Origin of the sequence: uncultured Erythrobacter sp., from assembly GCF_947499705.1 — a bacterium.
Taxonomy (GTDB): domain Bacteria; phylum Pseudomonadota; class Alphaproteobacteria; order Sphingomonadales; family Sphingomonadaceae; genus Erythrobacter.
In genome coordinates, this window is the sequence record NZ_CANMPJ010000001.1 from 2,555,097 (window position 1) to 2,578,172 (window position 23,076).

Genomic DNA, 23,076 nt, shown 5'->3' on the forward strand with positions numbered 1-23,076 from the left:
TCCGGTGTTCGCACGCCCTTCCCTCGCCCCGCGCGAGGGGCTAATGCGCGCAGCCATGACAGGACAATTTGCACTCACGGAAGACCAGCTCGCCATTCAAGAAATGGCGCAGCGCTTCACCGCCGACAACATCACCCCGCATGCCGGGGAATGGGACGAGAAACACATCTTCCCGATCGACACGATCAAGCAGACCGCCGAGCTTGGCTTTGGCGCGATCTATGTGTCTGAGGAAAGCGGCGGGATCGGACTTGGTCGGCTTGAGGCGGCGCTGATCATGGAGGCAATGGCCTATGGCTGCCCGACCACCAGCGCATTTATCTCAATCCACAATATGGCGGCGTGGATGATCGACACGTTTGGCGGCCAGGACGTGAAGGATCACTACCTTCCTGACCTCGTGACGATGGACAAAATCGCCAGCTATTGCCTCACCGAACCGGGCAGCGGATCGGACGCAGCGGGCCTGAAGGCCAATGCGCGGCTGGATGGCGATCACTACGTCCTCAACGGCACCAAGCAGTTCATCTCCGGCGGCGGCGTCAACGACGTCTATGTCACAATGGTCCGCACCGGCGAGCATAAAACCAAGGGCATCACCTGCCTCGTGATCGACAAGGACACGCCGGGCGTCAGCTTCGGCGCGCCCGAAAAGAAGCTGGGCTGGAACGCCTCCCCAACTGCGCAGGTGATTTTCGAAGACGCGCGTGTGCCAATCGCCAACCTCGTCGGCGATGAGGGTGAAGGATTCCGGTTCGCGATGATGGGGCTTGATGGGGGCCGCTTGAATATCGGCGCATGCTCGCTCGGCGGGGCGCAGCGCTGCCTCGACGAAGCGGTCGCCTACACCAAGGATCGCAAGCAGTTCGACCAGCCGATTGCCGACTTCCAGAACACCCAGTTCATGCTGGCCGATATGGCGACCGATCTGGAGAGCGCCCGAGCTCTGCTCTATCTTGCAGCGGCCAAGGTGACCGATAACGCACCCGACAAGTCGCGCTTCTCCGCGATGGCTAAGCGGCTGGCCACGGACAATGGCAGCAAGGTCGTCAACGACGCGCTGCAATTGTTCGGCGGCTACGGTTATCTGAAGGACTACCCGATCGAACGCTTCTGGCGCGACCTGCGCGTACACTCGATCCTTGAAGGGACCAATCAGGTGATGCGGATGATCGTGGGCCGGGATCTGCTGCGGCAGTGAGCGCCGAGACTCTAGCGACTGTTACCCTCGTCGTACCCGACTACGACGCGGGGACCGAGTTCTATGTCGGCAAACTCGGCTTCGAGCTGATCGAAGACGTCGCTCTTGGCGACGGAAAGCGCTGGGTTGTGGTCGGTCTGGCTGGCGGCGCACGATTACTCCTCGCCAAAGCCGCAAACGACGCCCAAGCCGCCGCCATCGGTAATCAGACCGGTGGCCGGGTGAGCTTCTTCCTCGAAACCGATAATTTCGCCGAAACGCACGCCCGGTTTATGGCCGCAGGGGTGGAATTCCTCGAAGAACCGCGCCACGAGGTGTACGGCATAGTGGCAGTATTCAGCGACCCATTCGGCAATCGCTGGGACTTGCTCGAACGAAAAGAGACCCGATGACTGACCCGATGACTGAGGATGTCCTCATCCGAAAAAATGGCCCGATCGGGCACATCTCGCTAAACCGCCCCAAGGCGCTACACGCGCTGACGCTCGAAATGTGCCACGCGATGAGCGCCGCGCTGTCCGAATGGGCCAGTGACGATGAGATCGCCGCCATCATCCTTGACCACGCAGAAGGCTCGCGTGGATTTTGCGCAGGCGGCGATATCGCATTTCTGCGCGATTCTGCGCTCAACGATGGCGGTGTCTCGGGACGCAAGTTCTTCCACGACGAATACCAGCTCAACCATCAACTGTTCACCTATCCCAAGCCCGTGGTCGCCTTCATGGACGGGATAACGATGGGCGGCGGGGTCGGCATTTCGCAGCCCGCGAAATTCCGCGTCGCGACCGAGAACACGCGCTTCGCCATGCCCGAAACCGGGATCGGCTTGTTTCCTGATGTTGGCGGAGGATGGTATCTTTCGCGCCTTGGTGGACGGCTCGGGCAGTTCCTCGCACTCACCGGCGCACGGCTCGACGGTTCTGAGTGCCAGTGGACCGGGCTTGCGACGCATTATGTGCCTAGCGAGATGCTGGATGACCTGAAGGCGCGCATTATCGAGCGCCCGGGACGGATCGCCGGCATTCTGTCAGAGCCTGTTGGCACGCCGCCCGACGCACGGATCGAAAAGAACGCGCTGCGTATCGCCAAGCATTTCGCCAGCGACAGCTATGAAGATATCCTCGCCAGCCTCGAAGCGGAGATAGAGAGCAACGAAAACGGCGGAGCGGAGTGGGCGCAAAAGGAGCGCGATACGCTCGGCACCAAGAGCCCGCAGACCTGCAAGGTCGCGCTGCGCCAGCTGGCGGAGAGTGCGCAGCTGACCGACTTCGCCGACAATATGCGGATGGAATATCGCATCGCCAGCCGCGTGCTGACCCGGCCCGATTTCGCCGAGGGCGTGCGCGCAGTGATCACCGACAAGACGGGCGATCCCAAATGGGACCCGGCAACTCCTGAAGAGGTGAGCGAGGAGTTGATCGACAGCATCTTTGCTCCCCTGCCTGATAACGAGGAATGGACACCACTATGAGCTCGCCATCGATGGCTGGCGGTAAGCTGCTTTGATCGGTTTTTTCCTTATTGTTCTTGGGTCACTGCAATCCGGTGAGCCGGCTCGCACCGTGAACGACGCGGAGTTGGGACCAGCAGAAGAATTCACGACACCCGGCCCGGGAACAGTTTGCCTTCGCAATCTGGTTGTTCGACCATCAGAAGGACAGTCTGTTCAACTCATCTATTTGGGTATCCATTACGGCTCGGTTCAACTCAATTTGGCAAACGGAGACGAGATAGAGTTCACCGAAGGTGACAACTTCCTAGACCAGCGTAGCCGTGGCCAACGACCCGATTGGCGCCAGAAGCGCATGAACTTCTACCGGATTGACGACGAAGAGGGCGAAGTCAGGTACCAGATCGAAGGGCGCGGTGTTCGAACCCAATATGACGTCCGACCACGCGTCATGGTCGCGGGTTCCAAACTCGTCGGAAATCGTTCGGACCGAAAGCTGTTCGATGTCGTGAACTTTGAAGAACCCGGCGAGGTTGAGTGCGACGTTCGCTATGAATACGGATGGGGCGTAATTCTGGGCGATACTCCGCTCGAAACCAAGAATAATGATGCTGGGGAAAGCGAGGAGAATTGAAGTGAGCAGTTACGACACAATCACCGTCGAAACCGACGCGCAGGGCACCAAGGGTGTGACGCTGATGACGCTCAACCGGCCCAAGGCTTTGAACGCACTCAACTCGGTCGTCCTCGATGAGCTGATACAGGCATTCGCCGCCTATCAGGCCGATGACAGCCAACTTTGCGCGATCCTGACCGGTTCGGGCGACAAGGCATTCGCGGCGGGTGCTGACATCAAAGAGATGTCCGACAAGGCCGCTGCCGATTTTTATCTCGACGATTTCTTCTCGCCGTGGACCAGCGAGATCGTGAAGAAGACCCGCAAGCCATGGATCGCGGCGGTCAACGGTTTTGCGCTAGGCGGCGGGTGCGAGCTGGCGATGATGGCCGACTTCATCATCGCCTCTGACAACGCAAAGTTTGGCCAGCCCGAGATCAAGCTCGGCGTCGCTCCCGGCATGGGCGGATCACAGCGCCTGACCCGCGCCATCGGCAAGTCGAAGTCGATGGAAATGTGCCTGACCGGTCGGATGATGGGCGCGGAAGAAGCGGAGCGCAGCAATCTCGTTGCCAAGGTCGTGCCGCATGCCGACCTGCTCGCCGAGACGCTCAAGACCGCTGGCGTCATCGCCGGAATGCCGCCGATGGCGACCATCGCGAACAAGGAAATGGTCAATTCCGCCTTCGAAATGACGCTGGATCAGGGCCTGATCGTGGAGCGCCGTATCTTCCAGATCCTCACCGCATCAGAGGATAAGCAGGAAGGCATGGCGGCATTCATCGAGAAGCGTGAGGGGAACTGGAAGGGACGGTGACCCATCAATTTTCGTCATTGCGAGGAACGCAGTGACGAAGCAATCCAGCGTCGAACCTGGCCGATAGAACAGAAACTGGATTGCCGCGCGGCTGCGCCGCTCGCAATGACGAGATGGAGAGGAAATACCACATGAAAATCGCCTTTATCGGCCTTGGAAACATGGGCGGCGGCATGGCTGCCAACTTGGTAAAAGCGGGCCATGAGGTGCGCGCGTTCGACCTATCCGAAGACGCTCTGGCGGCGGCCAAAGAGGCTGGTTGCGGGACGTTCGGAACCGCCAAAGAAGCCTGCGCAGAGGCCGAAGCAGTGGTCTCGATGCTGCCCAATGGTGCGATCGTGAAGCAAGTCTACTGGGACGATGTGATCGGTCACGCTCCCGAAGGTGCGATCATGCTCGATTGCTCGACCATCGACGTGGCGACCGCGCGCGAAGTGATAGAAGTGACCGAGGCACACAATTATCAGATGGTCGATGCACCGGTTTCGGGAGGTATTGCGGCTGCAAATGGCGGGACCCTTACCTTTATGGTCGGCGGCACCGAAGAGGCGTTCAAACGCGCCGAACCGATACTCAACGCGATGGGCAAGGCCGTCATCCATGCAGGCGATGCCGGGGCCGGACAGACGGCCAAGATCTGCAACAACATGCTGCTTGCGATCACCATGATCGGAACCGCCGAAGCGATGAAGATGGCGGAGAAGCTGGGGCTCGATCCGCAAAAATTCTACGAAATCAGCTCACAAAGCTCTGGCTATAACTGGTCGCTCAACGCCTACACACCGCTGCCCGGTGTGGGTGTGGAGAGCCCGGCCGACAATGGTTATGCAGGCGGCTTTGCAACGCCCCTGATGGTGAAGGATTTGCGCCTCGCCATGGAAGCTGCCGAGACCGCCGATGCCGCCGTGCCGCTCGGTTCGCGCGCGGCTTCGCTCTATGAAGACTTTCTGGGCGCGGGCAACGAAGCGCTCGATTTCTCGGCGATCATCAAGACCTATTGAGCGGGTTCGTGGATTTGGGCGATCACGCGGTCAAGCCACTCTCGCGGTGCCTTGCGCCTGCCGACGTCAGCAACGAACTCCTGGCCGCGTGCAACGCTGCAAAGCTTGCCGCCCCGCATCCAGCGGTCCTCGCGGTCGTGATACGATAACCCGCCGCGTTTGAGCCAAGCCGGGCGCTGCCACAGGCTCGGCGGGCCGCCGGGCACGGTCAGTCTCAAGGCATCGCTTGCTCGCGAGGCAAGCCGCCCTTCTCCACGCCAGATCACATCGTTTGAACTGTGCATCGCCAGAGCATGCGGATGGTCGAGATCGAGCACATCCTGCGGAACGCCATCCGCGAGCGCGATCATCTCATCCACTTTCAGGTAGCCGAAAATCCGATGATGCGGCTCGCCGGTTTCTTCTTCTGCAAACAATCCGAAAAACACGAACACATCGCCCAAACTCACGCCTTGCCGCTCAAGGTGAGTTTGCGCCGCGCTGTGCTGTCCGAACACGCAGATATTGTCATCAGTGAACATGGGATCATGGTGGCACAAATCATCAGCGCTGATCCTTCCCTTGCTCGCTTTCGCGGCCAACGCGCCAAGCCCCAGATCCCCGTAAGTCGTACAAGATGCGGTCCCGGCCGGGATGGGCAAGCTCACCGGACGTCCGTCCACAATCGGCGACGGACCGCCGCCAGCGCTGCTGTCGAACCCCTTGCGAGAAAAGACGATCTTCATCCCAATCGCCATGGCGTGCGACGAAAAGTTGCACAAGCGGCATCTTTCCTTGCTTTGCGCATCGCTTAGATTAGCGCTAAAGGCGCCCCCCATGAGTGATCCAATTAACCAACAAAAAGTCACAGCCCTGATCATGGCAGGCAAGCGGTCGGGCGTGCTCGATCCACTCGCCGAACGGGCCGGTGTCGCGCAGAAATGCGTGGTCCCGGTGAATGGCATTGCGATGATCGAACGCGTTGTGAGTCAGGTTTCCGCATGTGACCGTGTCGGAGCGATCCGTATCGTCGCGCACGAACCGGATGAGATTGCGCAGCAACCGACGATCGCCAAACTGCTGGCAGAAGGTCGCCTGACCTTCGCCGAAGGCAAGTTCAACATCGTGGACAGCGTATTTTCAGGCGCAGAGGGCGCAGACTTTCCTCTGATGATCACGACGGCAGACAATTGCCTGGTCACCCCGGAAGGATATTCCGAATTCATCGGCAAGTGCCTCGAGGCCGAAGCTGGCGGAGCCGCTGGCCTCGCGCGCAAGGAAGACGTGAGGGCGGCCGACCCTCAGGGGCAAGCAAAGTTCTATCAATTCAAGGACGGCGGATACTCGAACTGCAACATGTATTGGCTCGGCAGCGAGCAGGCACTGAGCGCTGCCGAGATCATGCGCGAAGGTGGGCAGTTCGTGAAATTCCCGCGCCGGATCATCAAAGCGTTCGGCCTGATGAACCTCATCAGGTTCCGCATGGGCACGGGCTCCAAGGAAAAGCTGTTCGACCAGATTTCACGTCGCTTCGGCATCAAACTGGTTCCGGTGGTGGTGTCCGATGGTCACTACGCAATCGATGTCGACAATGAACGCACCTACGCAGTGACCGAGAAAATCCTGAAACGCCGTGAGGGTGACGCCGCTGCCGGTTGACCGGCGGCGGGCGCGCAGCGAATGGGTCGTCTGTTCGCCAATATGGGCTGGCTGCTTGGCGGGCGCGGTATCAATGCCGTGCTCAGTCTGGTCTATCTCGCGCTCGCCACTCGCACGCTCGGCACCGAAGGTTTCGGATATTTTGCGTTAATCGTCGCTCTGGGGCAGACCGTGACCGGGATCGCCAACTTCCAAACTTGGCAATTCGTGGTCCGCTGGGGAGCAAATGGGGAAGGCCCCGCCGAAGCCACAGGTTTTGCGATTGCGCTCGATTTGCTTTCGGTCGCGATGGGCACCGTATTGGCGGGGCTCCTCGTCTGGACCGCACAATTGTGGCTGCCGCTGCCAACAGAGCTGATGTGGCTAACCTTCGGCTATTGCATCGTTTCACTGCTCTCGATCCGCACTACGCCAACCGGATTGCTCAGATTGCGCTTCAAGTTCGGCATCGCAACCGCCGCCGAGACTGTTCAGCCGGTAATCCGCGCCATCGGCGCGCTGCTCGCTGTCGTATTCATGCCCAACGTGATGGGCTTCATCCTCGCTTGGGCAGCATCAGAGGTGACAGTCGCCCTTGCACTCTGGATCGTCGCAGCAAGGACGGAACGCATCGACCTGTCCAAGGTCAGCCTGACCCGTATTCCGCAAAAGCATGCCGATGCCTGGCGCTTCGTCTGGTCAACCAACATGTCGGGAAGCCTGACTATCGCCAGCAAGCAAGTGATGATCCTGTTGGTCGGAGCGTTCGGCGGAGCGGCACTCGCTGGCGGGTTCCGGGTCGCGAGCCAATTGGGGCAAGCGCTGGTCACGCTTGCACAAGCCATCTCCAAAGCGATCCTGCCAGAGCTGGTACATGCCAAGGACGATGCGCTCGCGATCGCTCGCCGCATGGCCAATATCGCGCTGGTCGGCGGTGTAATCGCGGTCGGCGTCTCATTGCTGTTTGGTCGCTGGGGCTTGGAATTGATCGCGGGCGAAGAATTCCGAGTGTTCTACTGGGCAATGGTGATCCTCTCGATTGCAGGCGCGGTCGAGCTTGTCGGGGCGAGCCTGGAATCACTGCTTGTCTCTGCCGGGCGCGCCGGCACGGCGTTCCTCGTGCGGGCGGTGCCAACAATTCTGGCCCTGGTGTTCCTGGATGCAGCCATCGACTGGAATGGCGCAAAGGGCGCAGCCTTCGCGGTGCTGGGATCAAGTTCGCTCGCGGTCGTCGGCTTCTATGTGGCGATCCTCAACCTGCGGGAGATCAAACTGGTGGTCGAGCCAGCGGAAACAGAACCCGGCGAAGCACCCCAGAAGGTCGCACCGCCCGCCGAATAAGGCTCCTACTCAGCCATTTTTCATCGTGACGGTCTCGAATGCCAGTTCGACAGTATCGACCGCCACTTCATTGCTGTCGGATTTCAAGTCGGTACTGCTCACCTTGGTTGGGAACGCATTGGTCAGCTTCCAGACCATCGTCGGCGCACCCGCTTCATCAAGCAGCGAAATGGTGACCGTCTGACGATTGACCGTGTTCATCTTGACCTCGTTGAACCAATCCCAAAACACGTGGTCGTTGCAGAATAGGCCCCTTTTCATAGTCACAATGCCGGATTTCTTGAGACCCGGCATATTGATCGGTGAAAACGCAGGCGAATTGCCATGGCGATACTCAATCACCTCGCTTTCGGCATCGAGACCGCTGAGCTCCTGGAACGGGACCGGATCTGCGTCGCCGAACCTGACCTCGAAATGGAACTTGGGGAGTGGCCAGACCGAACCCGTTTGCGCCGATCCATCATCCGCCATCGCTTGTTCTCCTACCCCTCGTCCGGCGCTTCCCAAGCCAGCTTGGGCTTTCTTGCCGCCGCTGTCTCATCGAGCCTGCGACGCGGTGCGTAGTACGGTGCCTGCTTGAGCGTTTCGTCACCGGCTAGCGCGCGCTCGGTCACGGATCGGAACGCGGTGATGAATTGGTCGATGCTCGCCTTGCTCTCGGTCTCGGTCGGTTCGACCAGCATCGCGCCGTGCACGACGAGCGGGAAATACACTGTCATCGGGTGGTAGCCTTCGTCGATCAGCCCCTTGGCGAGATCAAGAGTTGAAAGCCCACCGCCGAAATCCTTATCGCCAAACAGCGCCTCGTGCATGCACGGGCCGCTGTCTGCAAAGGGCGCGTAGAGGATGTCTTCAAGGCTGCGCAGGATGTAATTGGCGTTGAGCACGGCGTCTTCGGCAACCTGCTTTAGCCCATCGGCACCGTGGCTGAGCATATAGGTGAGCGCGCGTGTGAACATGCCCATCTGACCGTGGAACGCCGTCATCCGGCCAAAGTGGCTTAGCGGGCCGCCAAAATGCTCCCTGGCGAAAGTTTCGGCCTGTTCTTCTTCGACCAGATGGACAACGCCATCGGCGGTCCGCGCCGTGTATGGCAAAGGCATGAAGGGTGCGAGCGCTTCGGAAAGCACAACCGGCCCAGAACCCGGTCCACCGCCGCCATGCGGAGTGGAGAAGGTCTTGTGCAAGTTGATATGCATCGCATCAACGCCAAGGTCGCCGGGGCGCACCTTGCCAACAATCGCATTGAAATTCGCACCGTCGCAATAGACGTAGCCGCCTGCTTCATGGACCGCATCGGAGATCTCTCGCAGATCCGGCTCGAACAAGCCGCAGGTGTTGGGATTGGTGATCATCACCGCTGCGACATCAGGGCCAAGTCGATCTTTGAGCGCTTGCAGGTCGACGCGGCCTGCGGGTGTCGCGGGGATATTTTCGACACGGTAATTTGCGAAGGCGGCGGTGGCTGGATTGGTGCCATGCGCGCTTTCGGGGACGAGGACGACTTCGCGGGCATCACCGCGCGCTTCCAAAGCAGCACGGATACACAGGATTCCGCAAAGCTCGCCATGTGCGCCCGCCTTGGGGCTCATCGCGACGGAGTGCATCCCGGTGAGATCGATCAACCAATGCGCCAGCTCGTTCATCACCTCCAGCGCTCCTGGTATGGTCGCGACCGGTTGCAATGGATGAATATCGGCAAAGCCGGGCAACCGCGCCATCTTCTCGTTGAGGCGCGGATTGTGCTTCATCGTGCAACTGCCGAGCGGGAAGAAACCGAGGTCAATCCCGTAATTCTGACGGCTGAGGCGCGTATAGTGGCGGACGGTCTCCGGCTCAGTCAGGCCGACCAGACCGATGGGTTCGGAGCGTTCGAGACCGGCAAGGCGGGTCGGTGCGTTTGCATCAAGCTCAGGCAAGTCCACACCGGTGACTTCTGCATGGCCAATCTCGAACAGCAGTGGCTCTTCCAGCATTAGCGCGTGGTTGCCGGTGGTGGTCGCCGGGCCGTTGTGGATGCCGTCTTCCGACACGGTCATTTCGGGCTTCCATCCGGATTTGTTCGGCGCGTTCATGACAGCACTCCTTCGAGCTCAGTCGCGAGCGTTTCGATATCTTCCTCGGTGGTCAGTTCGGTCACAGTCACCAGCAGCGCGTGTTCGAGCGCTTCGACGCCCGGATAGAGCCGCCCGAGCGATACGCCGCCCAGTACGCCGCGATCCGCAAGCTCTCGCACTAAGTCGCGCGCGGGTTTGTCATCGAGCATCAGGGTAAACTCGTTGAAGAAGGCGTTGTTGAGCAGTTTCACGCCTGGCACTTTCTCCAGCCGGTCGGCGGCGAGGCACGCCAATCGGTGGTTCTCTGCCGCCAGCTCGCGCAAGCCCTTCTCACCCAGCAGCGTCATATGCACGCTGAACGCCAGCGCACACAGGCCGGAATTTGTGCAGATGTTCGAGGTCGCTTTCTCGCGGCGAATATGCTGCTCGCGAGTTGAGAGCGTCAGCACGAACCCGCGACGCCCTTCGGCATCCGTTGTTTCTCCGCAAAGCCGGCCCGGCATCTGGCGGACATGCTTCGGATTACGCACCGCGAACAGGCCGAGATACGGACCGCCAAACTGCAGACCGACACCGATGGCCTGCCCCTCGCCTACGACGATATCCGCGCCCAGCTCGCCGGGAGATTGGATCGCGCCCAGAGCCACCGGCTCGGTGTTGACCGCGACCAGCAGCGCGCCCTTGGCATGCGCGGCTTCGGCGACTTTGGATAGATCGCTGACCCGACCGAGAATGTCGGGATATTGCACGACCACGCAGGCGGTGTCTTCATCGATCCGGCTGATCAGGCCCTCAAGGTCCGGCTCGGTCTGGATCGCAGGTTGCGCATCGGCAATCGTGTCGCCAGTGAACTGCGCCATCGTTTTGACCACCTGCGCATAATGCGGATGCAGTGCGCCCGACAGAACCGCCCGTTTACGCTTGGTCACACGGCCCGCCATCGCGACCGCCTCCCAACACGCGGTCGAGCCATCATAGAGCGAGGCATTCGCTACAGCGCAGCCATACAGGCGTGCAACCTGCGTCTGGAACTCGAACAGCATCTGCAACGTGCCCTGCGCGATTTCGGGCTGATACGGCGTGTAGGCGGTCAGGAACTCGCCGCGCTGGATCACGGTGTCGACGCTCGCCGGGATATGGTGGCGATATGCCCCCGCGCCGAGGAAGAACGGAGCATCGCCAGCGGCGACGTTCTTAGCCGCCAGCCCCTTCATATGCCGCTCAACCGCCATCTCGCTGGCATGCATCGGCAGATCGCGGATCGGACCATCAAGCCGCGCGACTTCGGGCACATCGACAAACAGATCATCGATCGAGGATGCTCCAACGCGCTCCAGCATATCGGCGCGGTCGGTATCGGTGAGAGGCAGGTAACGCATGTTCAATAGCCTTGCAGGTTCGGTGCTGTAGCTGCGGAGATACGCAGAGCCGGCGTCAAAGGTTGTCGACGAACGCCTTGTAGCCCTTGTCGTCCATCAGCCCTTCGAGCTCGGCGCTGTCGCCGATGGTCATGCGGAAGAACCAGCCTTCTTCCTCAGGCGAGGAATTTACCAACGCAGGTTCATCTTCGAGTGCGGAATTGCCTTCGGTCACTTCACCCGTGATCGGAGCGTAGACATCGCTGGCGGCTTTGACGCTCTCGACCACCGCAGCATCGCCGCCCTTGTCGAGCATTGCGCCGACATCGGGCAATTCGACGAACACGATGTCGCCCAGCTGCTCTTGCGCATAATCGGTGATGCCGACCGTGGCGCTATCGCCTTCGACGTCGATCCATTCATGTTCATCAGTGAAGTAACGCGGCATAAAATTCAGCTCCCTCGATAATAGCGATGTGGGACAAACGGCATGGGTGAAACGGTTGCGGGCAGGCGCTTTGAGCGCACTTCGCATTCCAGCGCGGTGCCATCAGCGGCATGCGCGATATCGACATAGGCCATGGCGATGGGCTGTCCGAGCGTGGGCGAAAAGCCGCCGCTGGTGACGCGGCCAACTTTGGTGTCGCCCGAATAGACGTCCGAACCCTCGCGCGCAGGCATCCGGCCTTCGAGCAGCAGGCCAACCCGCCTTTGAGTGGGACCGTCTTCAAGCACCTGCATCACCGGTCGGTGGCCCAGATAGCCGCCTGCCTCGCGGCGCTTTTTGGAAAGGGCAAAGGTGAGGTCGGCGCTGACTGGGTCAATCTCGGCGGTGATATCGTGGCCATACAAGGGCAAGCCCGCTTCAAGCCGCAGCGAGTCCCGCGCGCCGAGGCCAGCAGGCTTCACACGCTCATCGTCGCAAAGGGCTTCGGCGAGATCGACTACGAAGTCTTCGTGCACCGTGATCTCAAATCCGTCTTCGCCGGTATATCCCGAACGGCTGACCCAAAGATGCGTGCCATTCCATTCAAACAGCTCTGAATTCATGAAGGTCAGCTCGGCTGTCGCCGGGACCAGATCGGCCAGCACTTCGCCTGCTTTCGGGCCTTGCAGCGCCAACAGCGCGCAATCATCGAAGTGATGCAGAGTGATCTCATCGGGCAGATGCTCGCGCAGATGGCCGATATCGTCCCACTTCACCGCGCCGTTCACGACCACGCCGATGCGCGGGCCGTTATTGGTCACCATCAGATCATCGAGGATACCGCCATTTTCATCGAGCAACATCGAGTAGCGCATTTTGCCGCGCTTCAACGACGTAATGAGACCCGGCACCAGAGCTTCGAGCGCTTCGGCAGCCTGCGCAGCGGCCTCTTCCCCATCCTCGGATGGACCAGACAATCCGACCTGCCCCATATGCGAGACGTCGAACAGGCTGGCGCTTGTCCGCGTCCAGTTGTGCTCAGCCACGATACCATCATACTGGATCGGCATTTCATAGCCCGCAAACGGCACCATCCGCGCGCCATAGGCACGATGCCATAAATCGAGCGGCAGCTTGCCCAACGGGATCGCTTCTTCTTCGGTGTGTTCGTCGCTCAAATCAACAGTCCCCGCGTGGCAGCTCAACGCCCCGAATGGTGCGTCGTTCCTGCCCCCTCTGTCGGGTGACCTGAGAGCTTAGCTGCGGGCTTGAAAAGGCCCCGCAGCCTTCCCCTTCGGTGGTGAGAAGCAATTCGCCAATCACGCTTTCCAGAGTGCCCATTCCAGCGCGGTCCGTTTGCCTGAGAGTTTCCGGGGCGGTTGCTCCTTCGGCGCCTTGCCCCGTTTCGCGCATTGCGCTCCGGACCAAATCTCTCCCGCGAAAGATGCCAGAATCACTTCTGGCGGACGCGCATCATGTTGCGCATGCGAAGGGGTGCGTCAATCGCGCTGTGCGACTAATCGGGGATTTGCGAAATATTCGTGCGATCAGTCGCTATTCTGAGCGGCAAGCAGTTCCCGAGCGCGTGCCATCAGCGCAATTTCGCGAGGGTCGAAGCCGCCTTCGTCCTCAGCCGATTGGCGCGGCGGGACGGCGGTGGTGAAATAGGCGATGCCGGTCTTGTAGTCGGGCGAGAACCATAGGCCTGCCCGCAGCCCATAGGCTTCACCGGCATGGCCGACACGCGGGAGACCATCATCGAACAGTCGGTCCTGACAGTCTGCCTTCGGCCACTCGATGATCTGCACACCAAGCCCGTAAACGCAGAAGAAGTCCTGCGAAGGATTGGGACTATCGAACAGGGCACGGACGGAGACCTGCATCGCATCCATACCCTCTTTGGAAACCCAGCCTTCTTCTTCATTCAGAAGAGCCTGCCCCATTCGCGCGAGATCGATCATCCCGATCCGCACCCCGCCCTGGGGAGAGAAGATCGAAGCATTGGTTCCGGGAACGTAGTTTTCGATGTTGCACTCGGTGCCTTCGGCCACAGGGATCGTGCAATTTGGCGGCACATCGCTTGGATCGTCGCGCGCCACTTCGCCGGTATTGCGATAGAGCGTAACCGCGCGGGCGATCATGTCCGCATCGCAGCCAACCCAGTTGAGGCAGGCCTTGATCCCGAGCGGTGCGAATACAGTTCGTTCGACCAATTCATCATAGCGCTCGCCACTTGCCGCTTCGAGCACGGTTGCGACTACCGGCGATCCGAGATTGGCATATTCGAACGGCGCTTCGCGAGGCGGAGCCTCAGCATACCAAGCCTCCGGTTCGGCCAGCTTGGCTTGCAGGCTTTCTCCCAACGGGATCACATAACCCGCTGTGTCGCGCAGTCCAGAACGGTGCATCAGCAATTGCGCCAGCGTAACCTTCGCATCCGGAAAATTCGGCGAGCGCACTTTCCAGCCGAGATAGTCCGACACATCGGCATCAAGATCGACCTTGCCCTCATCGACCAATCGCAGACTCGCGAGCGCCATGATCAATTTCGAAATGCTCGCGATCCGCACAGGATCATTGGCTTCGACCGCGCGCCCGCTATCGCGATTGGCGACACCATCGACGATCAGCGGGGTGATGCTGGTCTCGTCGAAAGCAACCACCACCGTCGCCGGTCGGTCCGGATCATATTCGGTCGCGGAAAGGGTGGTCGGCATTGTCAGGACCATTGCGGCGGTGAGAAGCCTCTTTATCATTCTGTCAGCTTCGCGCGGGAGAGCCGTCAAAGCAATCGCGATATTCACATTTGATGCTGCTCACACCCATTCAGATCGCGTTTCCAATGTCGGGGCGTAGTAGTTGATGTATTGAACGAGCCGGGGTCGGCCCGCACGGTTTGGGCTCGCGCCGTGCGGCAAATCCTGACGCCATATCACCAGGTCGCCTGCGTTCCCCGGTACGGTCTGCGCCTCGGATGAAAGATCGACTTCCCTGGGGTGAGCACCGCCCAGACTGTCGAGCCACTCTGATATGTGTCGATGAAAACCCGGCACACAACGGAACGCGCCTTGATCGGTCGACGTATCGGTCAAGTACAAGACCGCTTGGGTCGCAAACGGAATCGGCTGCGCCAGACTCACATCCCAGTGCAGACCCGATCCGCTGAATGGATAGTCGGCTCGCTCAGGCGGATTGAACCCAAGCCGGTCGATTGTAACCCACAGCTCTGCCGTACCCCAGAGCTGCGCAAATGCTTTGTGGATGCGCGGTGAGCGACGCGCATATTGAAGCGATGCATGCTGAAAAAGCGGGATCATGATCCCTTCGATATCTGCATCATACCAAGTTTCCACGTCGTCCGGTTCCGCTGCGATACTCTGCCAAAGCAGCTCGGCCACCTCCCCGGCCTCTTTCTTCGAAATGGCATCAGGCACTACGAGAAAGCCTTCACTCTCCCATGCGCTCAGCTGGGCGGGTGAAAGCACATCATCCATGGCCTCAATTTCGGCAAGCCTCGACTGCGCTCTCGCGGTCGCTGTCCCCTGTCCCATCTTTGCATTGTAACGCGACACCAGTTCAGGGTCAGGTAGTGCGGCGGTTTCGACAATCCACGCTTCGAATTCCGGCTGATCGGGCCGCGTTCGTGCGAGAAACTCAAACGCCTGCTGGCCCGCAATATTCAACGTATCGAGCAGCAATCGCTGCGTCATATCAGAGAGTTGCGCGTCACCATCTACAATTGAGCGACGAAAGTCGTCGAGATGCACAATAGCTGGCAGTCGCTCCATCGGCATCTAGTCGAGGTTTGGTCGCAGCCAGCGTTCTGCTGTAGCGAGATCGACCCCGCGCCGCTCGGCATATTCCTCAAGCTGATCGCGCCCGACCCGCGCCACACCGAAATATTCCGCTTCCGGATGTCCGAAATAGAATCCGCTCACCGCCGCCGTTGGATACATTGCGAAACTTTCGGTCAAAGTCAGACCGACATTTTTCTCAGCCTCCAGCAGTTCGAAAAGGATCGGCTTTAGCGAGTGGTCGGGGCAGGCTGGATAGCCGGGCGCCGGACGAATACCGCGATATTCTTCCTTGATAAGCGCTTGGTTCGTGAGTTGCTCGCCCGGCGCGTAGCCCCAAAGATCGGTGCGGGTGTGCTGGTGAAGACGTTCGGCAAAGGCTTCGGCAAAGCGATCCGCCAGCGCCTTAAGCAGGATGTCGGAATAATCATCCTTGTCTTCCTGGAACCGGGCCGAATGCGGTTCGATCCCGTGAATGCCGACGGCAAAGCCGCCGATCCAGTCGCCATCGGGGTCGATAAAATCGGCGAGGCACATATTGGCGCGGTCGCGGCTTTTCTTCACCTGTTGGCGAAGGAACGGCAGCGTCACATGCTCTTCGCGCCGAACGCGGTGGATCGTAACGTCATCGCCATCGCGGGCACAGGGCCAGAAGCCTGCGACACCACGCGCGGTAAGCCACTTCTCCTCGATGAGTTGATCGAGCATCGCATTGGCATCGTCGAACAGCTGGCTCGCGGTTTCGCCCACCACTTCATCGGTCAGGATCGCCGGGTAATTGCCGTGCAATTCCCACGCGCGGAAGAATGGGGTCCAGTCGATGTAATCGCGCAAATCTGAGAGATCCCAGTCGTCGAAGACGTGCACACCGGGCTTGAGCGGCGGCGCGGGTTTGTCGCTGAGATAGGCGTCGTAATAGTTCGCGCGGGCTTCCTCGATGGAGAGCAACACGCTGGGCGCCTTGCCAGAGCGGGCCACGCGGACCTTTTCGTATTCGCCTGCGGTTTCGCCAACAAATTCATCGCGCTGCGTGTCCGACAACAGCTTTGAGGCAACGCCGACCGCACGGCTCGCATCGAGCACATGGATCACCGGGCCATCGTAATTCTGATCGATCTTCAGCGCGGTGTGCACCTTGCTGGTTGTCGCCCCGCCGATCAGCAGCGGCATCGTCATTTCGGCGCGCTGCATCTCTTCGGCAACGGTTACCATCTCATCCAGCGATGGCGTGATCAGACCCGACAGCCCGATCATATCAGCATTGTTGTCGTTCGCCTCTTCGAGGATCTTGGGCCACGGCACCATCACGCCCAGGTCGATCACCTCATAACCGTTGCACTGCAAAACGACGCCGACGATGTTCTTGCCGATATCGTGCACATCGCCCTTCACGGTCGCCATGATGATCGTGCCTTTGGACGTGCGCTCGGCTTCCGGCAGCAGTTCCTTCTCCGCCTCGATATAGGGGATAAGGTGCGCGACCGCCTTCTTCATCACGCGGGCGGATTTGACCACTTGCGGGAGGAACATCTTGCCGCTGCCGAACAGGTCGCCGACGACATTCATGCCGTCCATCAGCGGGCCTTCGATTACCTCGATAGGCCGTCCACCCGCCTCCGCAGTGGCGGAGCGCATGATCTCGGTATCATCAACGATATGCGCATCGATGCCCTTCACCAGCGCGTGTTCGAGGCGTTTCTCGACCGCCCAGCCGCGCCACTCGGCTTCCTGCTTCTCGTCTTCCTTGGACTTGCCTTTGAAGCTTTCGGCGAGATTGATCAGCCGCTCGGTCGCGCTTTCCTCGCCCTCTACCGGACGCATCAGGATCACGTCTTCGCAGGCGTCGCGCAGCACGGGATCGATCGTGTCATACACATCGAGCTGCCCGGCATTCACGATCGCCATGTCCAGCCCGGCGGGTATCGCGTGGTACAGGAACACTGAGTGCATCGCGCGGCGCACCGTCTCATTGCCACGGAAGCTGAAGGACAGATTGGACAAGCCGCCGCTGGTCTTGGCATGGGGGCACTGGGCTTTGATTTCCTGCACGGCTTCGATGAAGTCGAGACCGTAGCGGTCATGCTCTTCGATCCCGGTCGCGACCGCGAAGATATTGGCGTCAAAGATAATGTCTTCGGGAGGAAAACCCTCCGCGACCAACAGGTCATAAGCGCGCTTGCAGATTTCGATCTTGCGCTCTTTTGTGTCGGCCTGACCAACCGTGTCGAACGCCATCACGACCACCGCCGCGCCGTAGGCCATGCATTTGCGCGCGTGCTCAAGGAAAGCCTCTTCGCCTTCCTTCATGGAAATCGAGTTCACGATCGGCTTGCCCGAAACGCATTTCAGGCCAGCTTCGATCACGTCCCATTTGGAACTGTCGATCATCACCGGGACACGCGCGATGTCCGGTTCGGCAGCGATGAGTTTCAGGAAGGTGGTCATGGCATGCTCGGCGTCGAGTAGCCCTTCATCCATATTGACGTCGATCACCTGCGCGCCGTTTTCGACCTGCTGACGCGCAACCTCGACCGCAGCGGCGTAGTCGTCCGCCATGATGAGCTTCTTGAACCGGGCAGAGCCGGTGACATTGGTGCGTTCACCTACGTTGATAAAGCGCGCGGTCGATTGGTTGTTCATGGCATCAATTCCGGTTCAGATCGCGCGCGAGCACGATATCGTCATAAAGCGTCCCGCCGACATTGAAGCGGCGTGTGTCGATCTGGGAAAAACCCTGTTTCGTGTAAAAGGCGATGGCACGATGATTGTCGGCTTTGACACCCAAAAGAAGCCGTTGGTAGCCCGTCGCACCCTGCTCAACCGCGTCAAGCAGGCGCGAGGCGACGCCCTGGCCTTGAAAGCGCGAGAGCAGATATATCTTCTTCAATTCGATATCACCTGTCTGAGCTGCATCGAGATCCGACCTCGTCAGCAGTGCATAGCCAACTGGCGCATGGTCCAATTCGGCGAGCCAAGCTTTGGCCCCCTCTTCCAGAACCTTCGCCAGATAACGTGGCGCGTGCATTTCTTTGCAATGCGCGACGAGAGCATCGCCAGCGATCTCACCAGCAAAAGTCTCTAGAAAGGTCGCATCCGATATGAGCGACAAGCGAACTGCATCGTCCGGGCCTGCCGGACGGATTGTGACTTTGTCGGCTTCGTTGTCTGTCACGCCGCTATCGTGAATGCTTCAAGTCCCGATAGCCGCATCGCGGTCTCAGGTGTGGGTACCTCGCGCGGCGAAACGCCTTCGACCGATTTGGCAATCGCCTCGATATGCGCAGGGGATGAACCGCAGCAGCCGCCGAGAATGTTCACCTGTCCATTCTTCGCCCAGTCGGACACGAGGCCCGCTGTCGTTTCCGGCATCTCGTCATACTCGCCCAGTTCATTGGGCAGGCCGGCATTGGGATAAGCCATCAGCAAAGTGTCCGCGATGCCGGACAGCACCTGCACATGCGGGCGCAGCTGATCCGCGCCAAAGCTGCAATTGAGACCGATAGTGATCGGATTGGCGTGGCGAACCGCGTACCAGAAAGCCTCAACCGTGTGGCCGGACAGATTGCGGCCCGAGAGGTCAGTCAAAGTCATCGAGATCATCACCGGCACTTCGCGGTCCAGCTCGGATTCGAGCTGCTTGACCGCCATCACGCCTGCTTTGGCGTTGAGCGTATCGAACACTGTTTCAATCAGGATAAAGTCGCATCCGCCTTCCACGAGAGCCGCAGCCTGTTCCTTGTAGACGGCGGTTAGCTCGTCGAAATCGATCTCGCGAAAGCCGGGATCTTCGACGTCGGGGCTTAGCGAGAGTGTCTTGTTGGTCGGGCCGATTGCTCCAGCGACGAAGCGAGGCTTGCCGTCCTTGGCCGCATACTCATCAGCGAGCGCACGCGCGATTTTCCCGCTGGCAATGTTGATCGCGGCGACTTGATCCTCGGCAGCATAGTCCGCTTGAGAAATACGGTTGGCGGAAAACGTGTTGGTTGAAATCACGTCCGACCCGGAATCGAGATAAGCGCGCGTAATATCCTGAATCACATCCGGACGGGTCAGCGCGAGAATATCGTTGTTGCCCTTCTGGTCCGCCTTCAGGCCCAGATCACCCGCATAATCCTCTTCGGTGAGCTTACGGTTCTGGATCTGTGTCCCGAATGCGCCATCGAAGATCAAAACACGCTCGGCCGCGGCGGCTTGCAATTGTTCGCGAGCACTCATGCTGCGTCTCCAACCGGGCGCTTCCCGAGCATGTGGCAGATCGCGTAGCTCAACTCGGCACGGTTTAGTGTGTAGAAATGAAATTGCCGGACGCCGCCAGCATACAACCTGCGGCACAGTTCAGCAGCGATGGTCGCGCTGACCAGCTGCCGCGCCGCCGGACGCTCGTCGAGCCCGTCGAACAAGCCTTCCATCCAGCCGGGAATGGCGGTCCCGCACATGCTCGACATGCGCTGAACAGCTGCAAAACTCATGACTGGCATGATGCCCGGCACGATCTCGCCTTCGATGCCAGCGGCGGCAGCCCGCTCGCGAAAGTCGAAGAAGCACTCGGTGTCGAAGAAGAACTGAGTGATCGCGCGGGTCGCCCCGGCATCGAATTTGCGCTTGAGATTATCGATATCCGTTTGCGCGTCGGGCGAGTCCGGATGCACCTCAGGATAGGCAGCCACCGAGATTTCGAACGGCGCGATCTTCTTGAGACCAGCGATCAGCTCGATTGCATTGGCATAGCCGCCGGGATGCGGAACATATTTGCCGCCGCCATCTGGCATGTCACCGCGCAAGGCCACGATGTGCCGGATCCCGCTTTCCCAGTAATGACGCGCGACTTCGTCAACTTCTTCTCTCGTCGCTTCGACACAGGTGAGGTGCGCGGCAGCAGGAATGCCCGCTTCATTCTGGATGCGCACGACTTGCTCGTGAGTGCGCTCGCGGGTCGAACCGCCCGCTCCATAGGTTACCGAAACGAACCGCGGGCCGAGCGGGCTCAGGGTCGCGACGCTATCCCAAAGAGTCGTCGCCATCTTTTCGCTTTTGGGCGGAAAAAACTCGAAGCTTACCTCGAGATCGCCGGGAAGGCCCGAAAACAGTGGTGCATCGCGGGCAGTGCGGGCTTCGTGGGATTGATCAAGCTGAGTCGTCATGCGGTCTGTTCTTTCGCGGTGGATTCAGTGTGCGGTTCGGTTGCAACGGTTCCACGCCGCTGTCCGATCCAGATTTTTACGACAAGTTCGCCTTCATCAAGCGCGATGGGCGCCCGAGAGGAGAAGCCTGAGCGGCGAAGGAGATCGCGCAATTGGCGATCTGAGAAGCCGAGGCGCGCGTGCTGGTGGCGCGTGCGTAATTCTTCGTGATCGTGAGCCGCAAAATCGATAATCGCGATCCGCCCGCCGGGCCGGGTAACCCGCGCAGCTTCGGCGAGCGGTACTGCAGGGTCCTGTGCGAAATGGAGCACTTGGTGCAGCACCACCGTATCGAAGCTTCCTGCCGCGAACGGCAAATCGCCAAAATCGCCCTGAACCAGTTCAATTTGCGCGGTGGGCAGGTGCTGGAGTTTGGCGCGGGCGACGCGCAGCATTTCAAGATTTTTATCGAGCGCGACTACGTGCTCCGCTTGCTCCGCGAACAACTCCGCAACGCGGCCGGTGCCAGTGCCGATATCGAGCACGCTGCCCAATGGCGCATCACCTAGGGCGTCAAGCAATTGCTCTTCGACTTGCGCGTCGGCGCTGTGGAGTGCGCGGAGCTCATCCCATTCGCTGGCGTGCTGGGCAAAGTAGCTTTCTGCCGAGGACTCTCGCGCCTCACGGATCGCAGCAAGTCTGCGCCGATCGTCCTCGCAAGTTTTCGCGAAATCGGCACTCTCGCGTTCTGCAGTGGCTAGCAACCGATCCACAGCAGCAACCACCGGATCGGATTCCTCGGTACCGCTGGTTGACCGCAGAAACACCCAGCTGCCTTCGCGTCGGCGCTCAGCCAAACCAGCATCGCACAAGATGCCAACGTGACGCGAGACACGCGGCTGGCTTTGCCCGAGCACCTGTGCAAGTTCCCCGACAGCAAGCTCCATCGTCGACAACAGCCGTGCGATGCGCAGCCGCGTCGGATCCGCTAAGGCCTTGAAGATCGCGTCGATCACCATCCGAGAACATATAAAGATATTTTTATATCTGTAAATGCGCCGAATTAACCGGTGGCAATCTGGTGCGCCCCGCCGCTGGTGCGAAGCACTTCGACCTTGGCCGGCACTTGCCCAGGTTGGTTGTAGCGCTCTTCCACAGCTTCAACCAATTGTTCGACGGCTTCATCTGCTACGACTGCCACCACGCAGCCGCCAATCCCGTTGCCGGTGAGGCGCACCCCTCCGCGATCACCAAGCGCTGCAGCGACGATATCGACAAGCCGGTCGATCTGCGGATCGGAAACTTCGAAATCATCGCGCAATGAAACATGGCTCGCCCGCATGATCCGCGCCAACTCCGCCGTGTTGCCCTTCACCAGCGCGACCGCCATCGGTTCAACCCGCGCGATCTCGCCCACCACGTGCCTGGTCCGGGAATAGGCAATCTTGTCGAGGTCACCGCGCCATTCCTTCGTATGATCTGGCGTCAATTCCCGCAGCGTTTTGACATGGTAGTGTTCGGCCGCTCGGGCGCATTCCTTGCGCCGCGCAATCGCTGTTTCGCCCGAGCGATTTCTCGGCACACCCGATTCAATGGCAGCGATTGTCAGCCCTCGGGCAACCGGAATCGGCATGTGCTGCCGGCTTTGGCAGTCGAGCAGCAGTGCGTGCCCGGCCTCACCGCAAGCGGTTACCAGTGTGTCCAGCATTCCGCTGTCAGTGCCGACAAAGTCGCGTTCAGCTTCAAGCGCGATTGACGCGACACCCTCTGGAGAGAATCCCAATCCAGAGAAGCTCGAGAGGGCAGAGGCGAGAGCGACGCTCAGCGATCCCGACGATGAAAGTCCAACGCCAATGGGTATGTCGCCGGCAATCGCAATCCTGACGGGTTTGATCCGGTGACCGTTCCGGCGCAGCGTTTCGGCTATTCCGCGGGCGAAATTCTGCCAATTGTTCTCGCCGTGATCGATCTCGCTATTGGCCGAAAACCGGTCGCGAGCGCCGCCCATGTCGATGGCAACCACGTCAATGAATACGCCCTTTTCGTCACCGGCAGGGCCAATGGCGATGATCGTGTCGCGATTGATTGCGATGGGCAGAACCAGGCCGTCGTTCTGTTCGACATGATCGCCCATCAGGTTCAACCGGCCCGGCGCAGCGTAGAACCGAGTGGGTTCGACCCCGTAGGCCATCCGGAAGCCTTGCCTGGCCCGTGCAATCAGACGTTCTCTCCGCTCCATCTCGCACAGCGTTATGGATAACGCGGCCCCGTGTCACT

Annotated in this window: 22 protein-coding genes and 2 riboswitches; of the genes, 8 read left to right on the forward strand and 14 right to left on the reverse strand. The window is 59.9% G+C overall.

Annotated features, from left to right (window positions below):
• Window positions 1-55: 55 nt before the first annotated feature.
• From Q0837_RS11950 to mmsB, 6 genes are all read left to right on the forward strand, one after another.
• Complete coding sequence (locus tag Q0837_RS11950; protein WP_298469325.1) at window positions 56-1,201, forward strand: acyl-CoA dehydrogenase family protein; 1,146 nt, start codon at window positions 56-58, stop codon at window positions 1,199-1,201.
• Window positions 1,198-1,593, forward strand: a complete 396-nt coding sequence (locus tag Q0837_RS11955; RefSeq protein ID WP_298469327.1) for a VOC family protein — start codon at window positions 1,198-1,200, stop codon at window positions 1,591-1,593. The genes Q0837_RS11950 and Q0837_RS11955 overlap by 4 nt, the downstream gene beginning before the upstream one ends.
• A gap of 8 nt (window positions 1,594-1,601) precedes the next feature.
• Window positions 1,602-2,672, forward strand: a complete 1,071-nt coding sequence (locus tag Q0837_RS11960) for an enoyl-CoA hydratase/isomerase family protein (protein ID WP_298469896.1) — start codon at window positions 1,602-1,604, stop codon at window positions 2,670-2,672.
• Between the two features lie 334 nt (window positions 2,673-3,006).
• Complete coding sequence (locus Q0837_RS11965) at window positions 3,007-3,285, forward strand: hypothetical protein (RefSeq protein WP_298469329.1); 279 nt, start codon at window positions 3,007-3,009, stop codon at window positions 3,283-3,285.
• Complete coding sequence (locus Q0837_RS11970; protein ID WP_298469898.1) at window positions 3,260-4,084, forward strand: enoyl-CoA hydratase-related protein; 825 nt, start codon at window positions 3,260-3,262, stop codon at window positions 4,082-4,084. Before Q0837_RS11965 ends, Q0837_RS11970 begins: the two co-directional genes overlap by 26 nt.
• A gap of 113 nt (window positions 4,085-4,197) precedes the next feature.
• Window positions 4,198-5,085, forward strand: a complete 888-nt coding sequence (gene mmsB, locus Q0837_RS11975) for a 3-hydroxyisobutyrate dehydrogenase (protein ID WP_366519679.1) — start codon at window positions 4,198-4,200, stop codon at window positions 5,083-5,085.
• Here the strand turns inward: mmsB and Q0837_RS11980 are convergent.
• Window positions 5,079-5,810 carry a hypothetical protein gene (locus Q0837_RS11980; RefSeq protein WP_298469333.1) on the reverse strand — a complete coding sequence of 244 codons (732 nt, stop codon included), beginning with the start codon at window positions 5,808-5,810 and terminating at the stop codon, window positions 5,079-5,081. The genes mmsB and Q0837_RS11980 overlap by 7 nt on opposite strands.
• Window positions 5,811-5,901: 91 nt before the next feature.
• Between Q0837_RS11980 and Q0837_RS11985 the strand changes: the two genes are divergently transcribed.
• A complete protein-coding gene (locus Q0837_RS11985) occupies window positions 5,902-6,723 on the forward strand; it encodes an NTP transferase domain-containing protein (protein WP_298469335.1) in 822 nt (273 codons plus the stop codon).
• A 21-nt stretch (window positions 6,724-6,744) separates the two neighbouring features.
• Entirely contained in the window at window positions 6,745-8,043 is a 1,299-nt protein-coding gene (locus Q0837_RS11990) for an oligosaccharide flippase family protein (RefSeq protein ID WP_298469337.1), read from the forward strand.
• A 9-nt stretch (window positions 8,044-8,052) separates the two neighbouring features.
• Here the strand turns inward: Q0837_RS11990 and Q0837_RS11995 are convergent, their stop codons facing one another.
• The 13 genes from Q0837_RS11995 to galK all read right to left on the reverse strand — a co-directional run bounded on the left by Q0837_RS11995 (window position 8,053) and on the right by galK (window position 23,038).
• Window positions 8,053-8,514, reverse strand: coding sequence for a phage tail protein (locus Q0837_RS11995; RefSeq protein WP_298469340.1), 462 nt, complete (start codon window positions 8,512-8,514; stop codon window positions 8,053-8,055).
• Window positions 8,515-8,525: 11 nt separating this feature from the next.
• Window positions 8,526-10,118, reverse strand: coding sequence for an aminomethyl-transferring glycine dehydrogenase subunit GcvPB (gene gcvPB, locus Q0837_RS12000; protein WP_298469343.1), 1,593 nt, complete (start codon window positions 10,116-10,118; stop codon window positions 8,526-8,528).
• Window positions 10,115-11,479, reverse strand: a complete 1,365-nt coding sequence (gene gcvPA, locus Q0837_RS12005; RefSeq protein ID WP_298469346.1) for an aminomethyl-transferring glycine dehydrogenase subunit GcvPA — start codon at window positions 11,477-11,479, stop codon at window positions 10,115-10,117. The genes gcvPB and gcvPA overlap by 4 nt, the downstream gene beginning before the upstream one ends.
• Window positions 11,480-11,534: 55 nt before the next feature.
• Window positions 11,535-11,906: a glycine cleavage system protein GcvH gene (gene gcvH, locus Q0837_RS12010; RefSeq protein WP_298469349.1), complete on the reverse strand. Its 372-nt coding sequence runs from the start codon at window positions 11,904-11,906 to the stop codon at window positions 11,535-11,537.
• Between the two features lie 5 nt (window positions 11,907-11,911).
• Entirely contained in the window at window positions 11,912-13,063 is a 1,152-nt protein-coding gene (gene gcvT / locus Q0837_RS12015; protein ID WP_298469351.1) for a glycine cleavage system aminomethyltransferase GcvT, read from the reverse strand.
• A 48-nt stretch (window positions 13,064-13,111) separates the two neighbouring features.
• A riboswitch (glycine riboswitch) is annotated at window positions 13,112-13,223 on the reverse strand.
• A riboswitch (glycine riboswitch) is annotated at window positions 13,224-13,333 on the reverse strand.
• 99 nt (window positions 13,334-13,432) lie between these two features.
• Window positions 13,433-14,641, reverse strand: a complete 1,209-nt coding sequence (locus Q0837_RS12020) for a serine hydrolase (protein ID WP_298469354.1) — start codon at window positions 14,639-14,641, stop codon at window positions 13,433-13,435.
• Window positions 14,642-14,701: 60 nt separating this feature from the next.
• Window positions 14,702-15,595: a phytanoyl-CoA dioxygenase family protein gene (locus Q0837_RS12025; RefSeq protein ID WP_298469357.1), complete on the reverse strand. Its 894-nt coding sequence runs from the start codon at window positions 15,593-15,595 to the stop codon at window positions 14,702-14,704.
• A gap of 84 nt (window positions 15,596-15,679) precedes the next feature.
• Window positions 15,680-18,319, reverse strand: coding sequence for a methionine synthase (gene metH, locus Q0837_RS12030; protein ID WP_298469360.1), 2,640 nt, complete (start codon window positions 18,317-18,319; stop codon window positions 15,680-15,682).
• A 4-nt stretch (window positions 18,320-18,323) separates the two neighbouring features.
• On the reverse strand, window positions 18,324-18,851 hold the full coding sequence (locus Q0837_RS12035; protein ID WP_298469363.1) for a GNAT family N-acetyltransferase: 528 nt from the start codon (window positions 18,849-18,851) through the stop codon (window positions 18,324-18,326).
• The gene (locus Q0837_RS12040; protein WP_298469366.1) at window positions 18,848-19,894 is read right to left on the reverse strand and encodes a homocysteine S-methyltransferase family protein; all 1,047 of its coding nucleotides are present in this window, start codon (window positions 19,892-19,894) and stop codon (window positions 18,848-18,850) included. The genes Q0837_RS12035 and Q0837_RS12040 overlap by 4 nt, the downstream gene beginning before the upstream one ends.
• Window positions 19,891-20,820 carry a methylenetetrahydrofolate reductase [NAD(P)H] gene (gene metF / locus Q0837_RS12045; protein ID WP_298469368.1) on the reverse strand — a complete coding sequence of 310 codons (930 nt, stop codon included), beginning with the start codon at window positions 20,818-20,820 and terminating at the stop codon, window positions 19,891-19,893. The genes Q0837_RS12040 and metF overlap by 4 nt, the downstream gene beginning before the upstream one ends.
• A complete protein-coding gene (locus Q0837_RS12050) occupies window positions 20,817-21,818 on the reverse strand; it encodes a metalloregulator ArsR/SmtB family transcription factor (protein ID WP_298469371.1) in 1,002 nt (333 codons plus the stop codon). The genes metF and Q0837_RS12050 overlap by 4 nt, the downstream gene beginning before the upstream one ends.
• A gap of 44 nt (window positions 21,819-21,862) precedes the next feature.
• Window positions 21,863-23,038 (reverse strand): galactokinase, encoded by a 1,176-nt coding sequence (galK, locus tag Q0837_RS12055; RefSeq protein WP_298469374.1) that lies wholly within the window; start codon window positions 23,036-23,038, stop codon window positions 21,863-21,865.
• Window positions 23,039-23,076: the final 38 nt, after the last annotated feature.

Coding starts and splice junctions, on each gene's coding strand:
- Q0837_RS11950 (WP_298469325.1), top strand. CDS start 56: ATGACAGGACAATTTGCACTCACGGAAGACCAGCTCGCCATTCAAGAA.
- Q0837_RS11960 (WP_298469896.1), top strand. CDS start 1,602: ATGACTGAGGATGTCCTCATCCGAAAAAATGGCCCGATCGGGCACATC.
- Q0837_RS11965 (WP_298469329.1), top strand. CDS start 3,007: ATGAACTTCTACCGGATTGACGACGAAGAGGGCGAAGTCAGGTACCAG.
- Q0837_RS11970 (WP_298469898.1), top strand. CDS start 3,260: ATGCTGGGGAAAGCGAGGAGAATTGAAGTGAGCAGTTACGACACAATC.
- mmsB (WP_366519679.1), top strand. CDS start 4,198: ATGGAGAGGAAATACCACATGAAAATCGCCTTTATCGGCCTTGGAAAC.
- Q0837_RS11980 (WP_298469333.1), bottom strand. CDS start 5,810: ATGAAGATCGTCTTTTCTCGCAAGGGGTTCGACAGCAGCGCTGGCGGC.
- Q0837_RS11985 (WP_298469335.1), top strand. CDS start 5,902: ATGAGTGATCCAATTAACCAACAAAAAGTCACAGCCCTGATCATGGCA.
- Q0837_RS11990 (WP_298469337.1), top strand. CDS start 6,745: ATGGGTCGTCTGTTCGCCAATATGGGCTGGCTGCTTGGCGGGCGCGGT.
- Q0837_RS11995 (WP_298469340.1), bottom strand. CDS start 8,514: ATGGCGGATGATGGATCGGCGCAAACGGGTTCGGTCTGGCCACTCCCC.
- gcvPB (WP_298469343.1), bottom strand. CDS start 10,118: ATGAACGCGCCGAACAAATCCGGATGGAAGCCCGAAATGACCGTGTCG.
- gcvPA (WP_298469346.1), bottom strand. CDS start 11,479: ATGCGTTACCTGCCTCTCACCGATACCGACCGCGCCGATATGCTGGAG.
- gcvH (WP_298469349.1), bottom strand. CDS start 11,906: ATGCCGCGTTACTTCACTGATGAACATGAATGGATCGACGTCGAAGGC.
- Q0837_RS12020 (WP_298469354.1), bottom strand. CDS start 14,641: ATGATAAAGAGGCTTCTCACCGCCGCAATGGTCCTGACAATGCCGACC.
- Q0837_RS12025 (WP_298469357.1), bottom strand. CDS start 15,595: ATGACGCAGCGATTGCTGCTCGATACGTTGAATATTGCGGGCCAGCAG.
- metH (WP_298469360.1), bottom strand. CDS start 18,319: ATGAACAACCAATCGACCGCGCGCTTTATCAACGTAGGTGAACGCACC.
- Q0837_RS12040 (WP_298469366.1), bottom strand. CDS start 19,894: ATGAGTGCTCGCGAACAATTGCAAGCCGCCGCGGCCGAGCGTGTTTTG.
- metF (WP_298469368.1), bottom strand. CDS start 20,820: ATGACGACTCAGCTTGATCAATCCCACGAAGCCCGCACTGCCCGCGAT.
- Q0837_RS12050 (WP_298469371.1), bottom strand. CDS start 21,818: ATGGTGATCGACGCGATCTTCAAGGCCTTAGCGGATCCGACGCGGCTG.
- galK (WP_298469374.1), bottom strand. CDS start 23,038: ATGGAGCGGAGAGAACGTCTGATTGCACGGGCCAGGCAAGGCTTCCGG.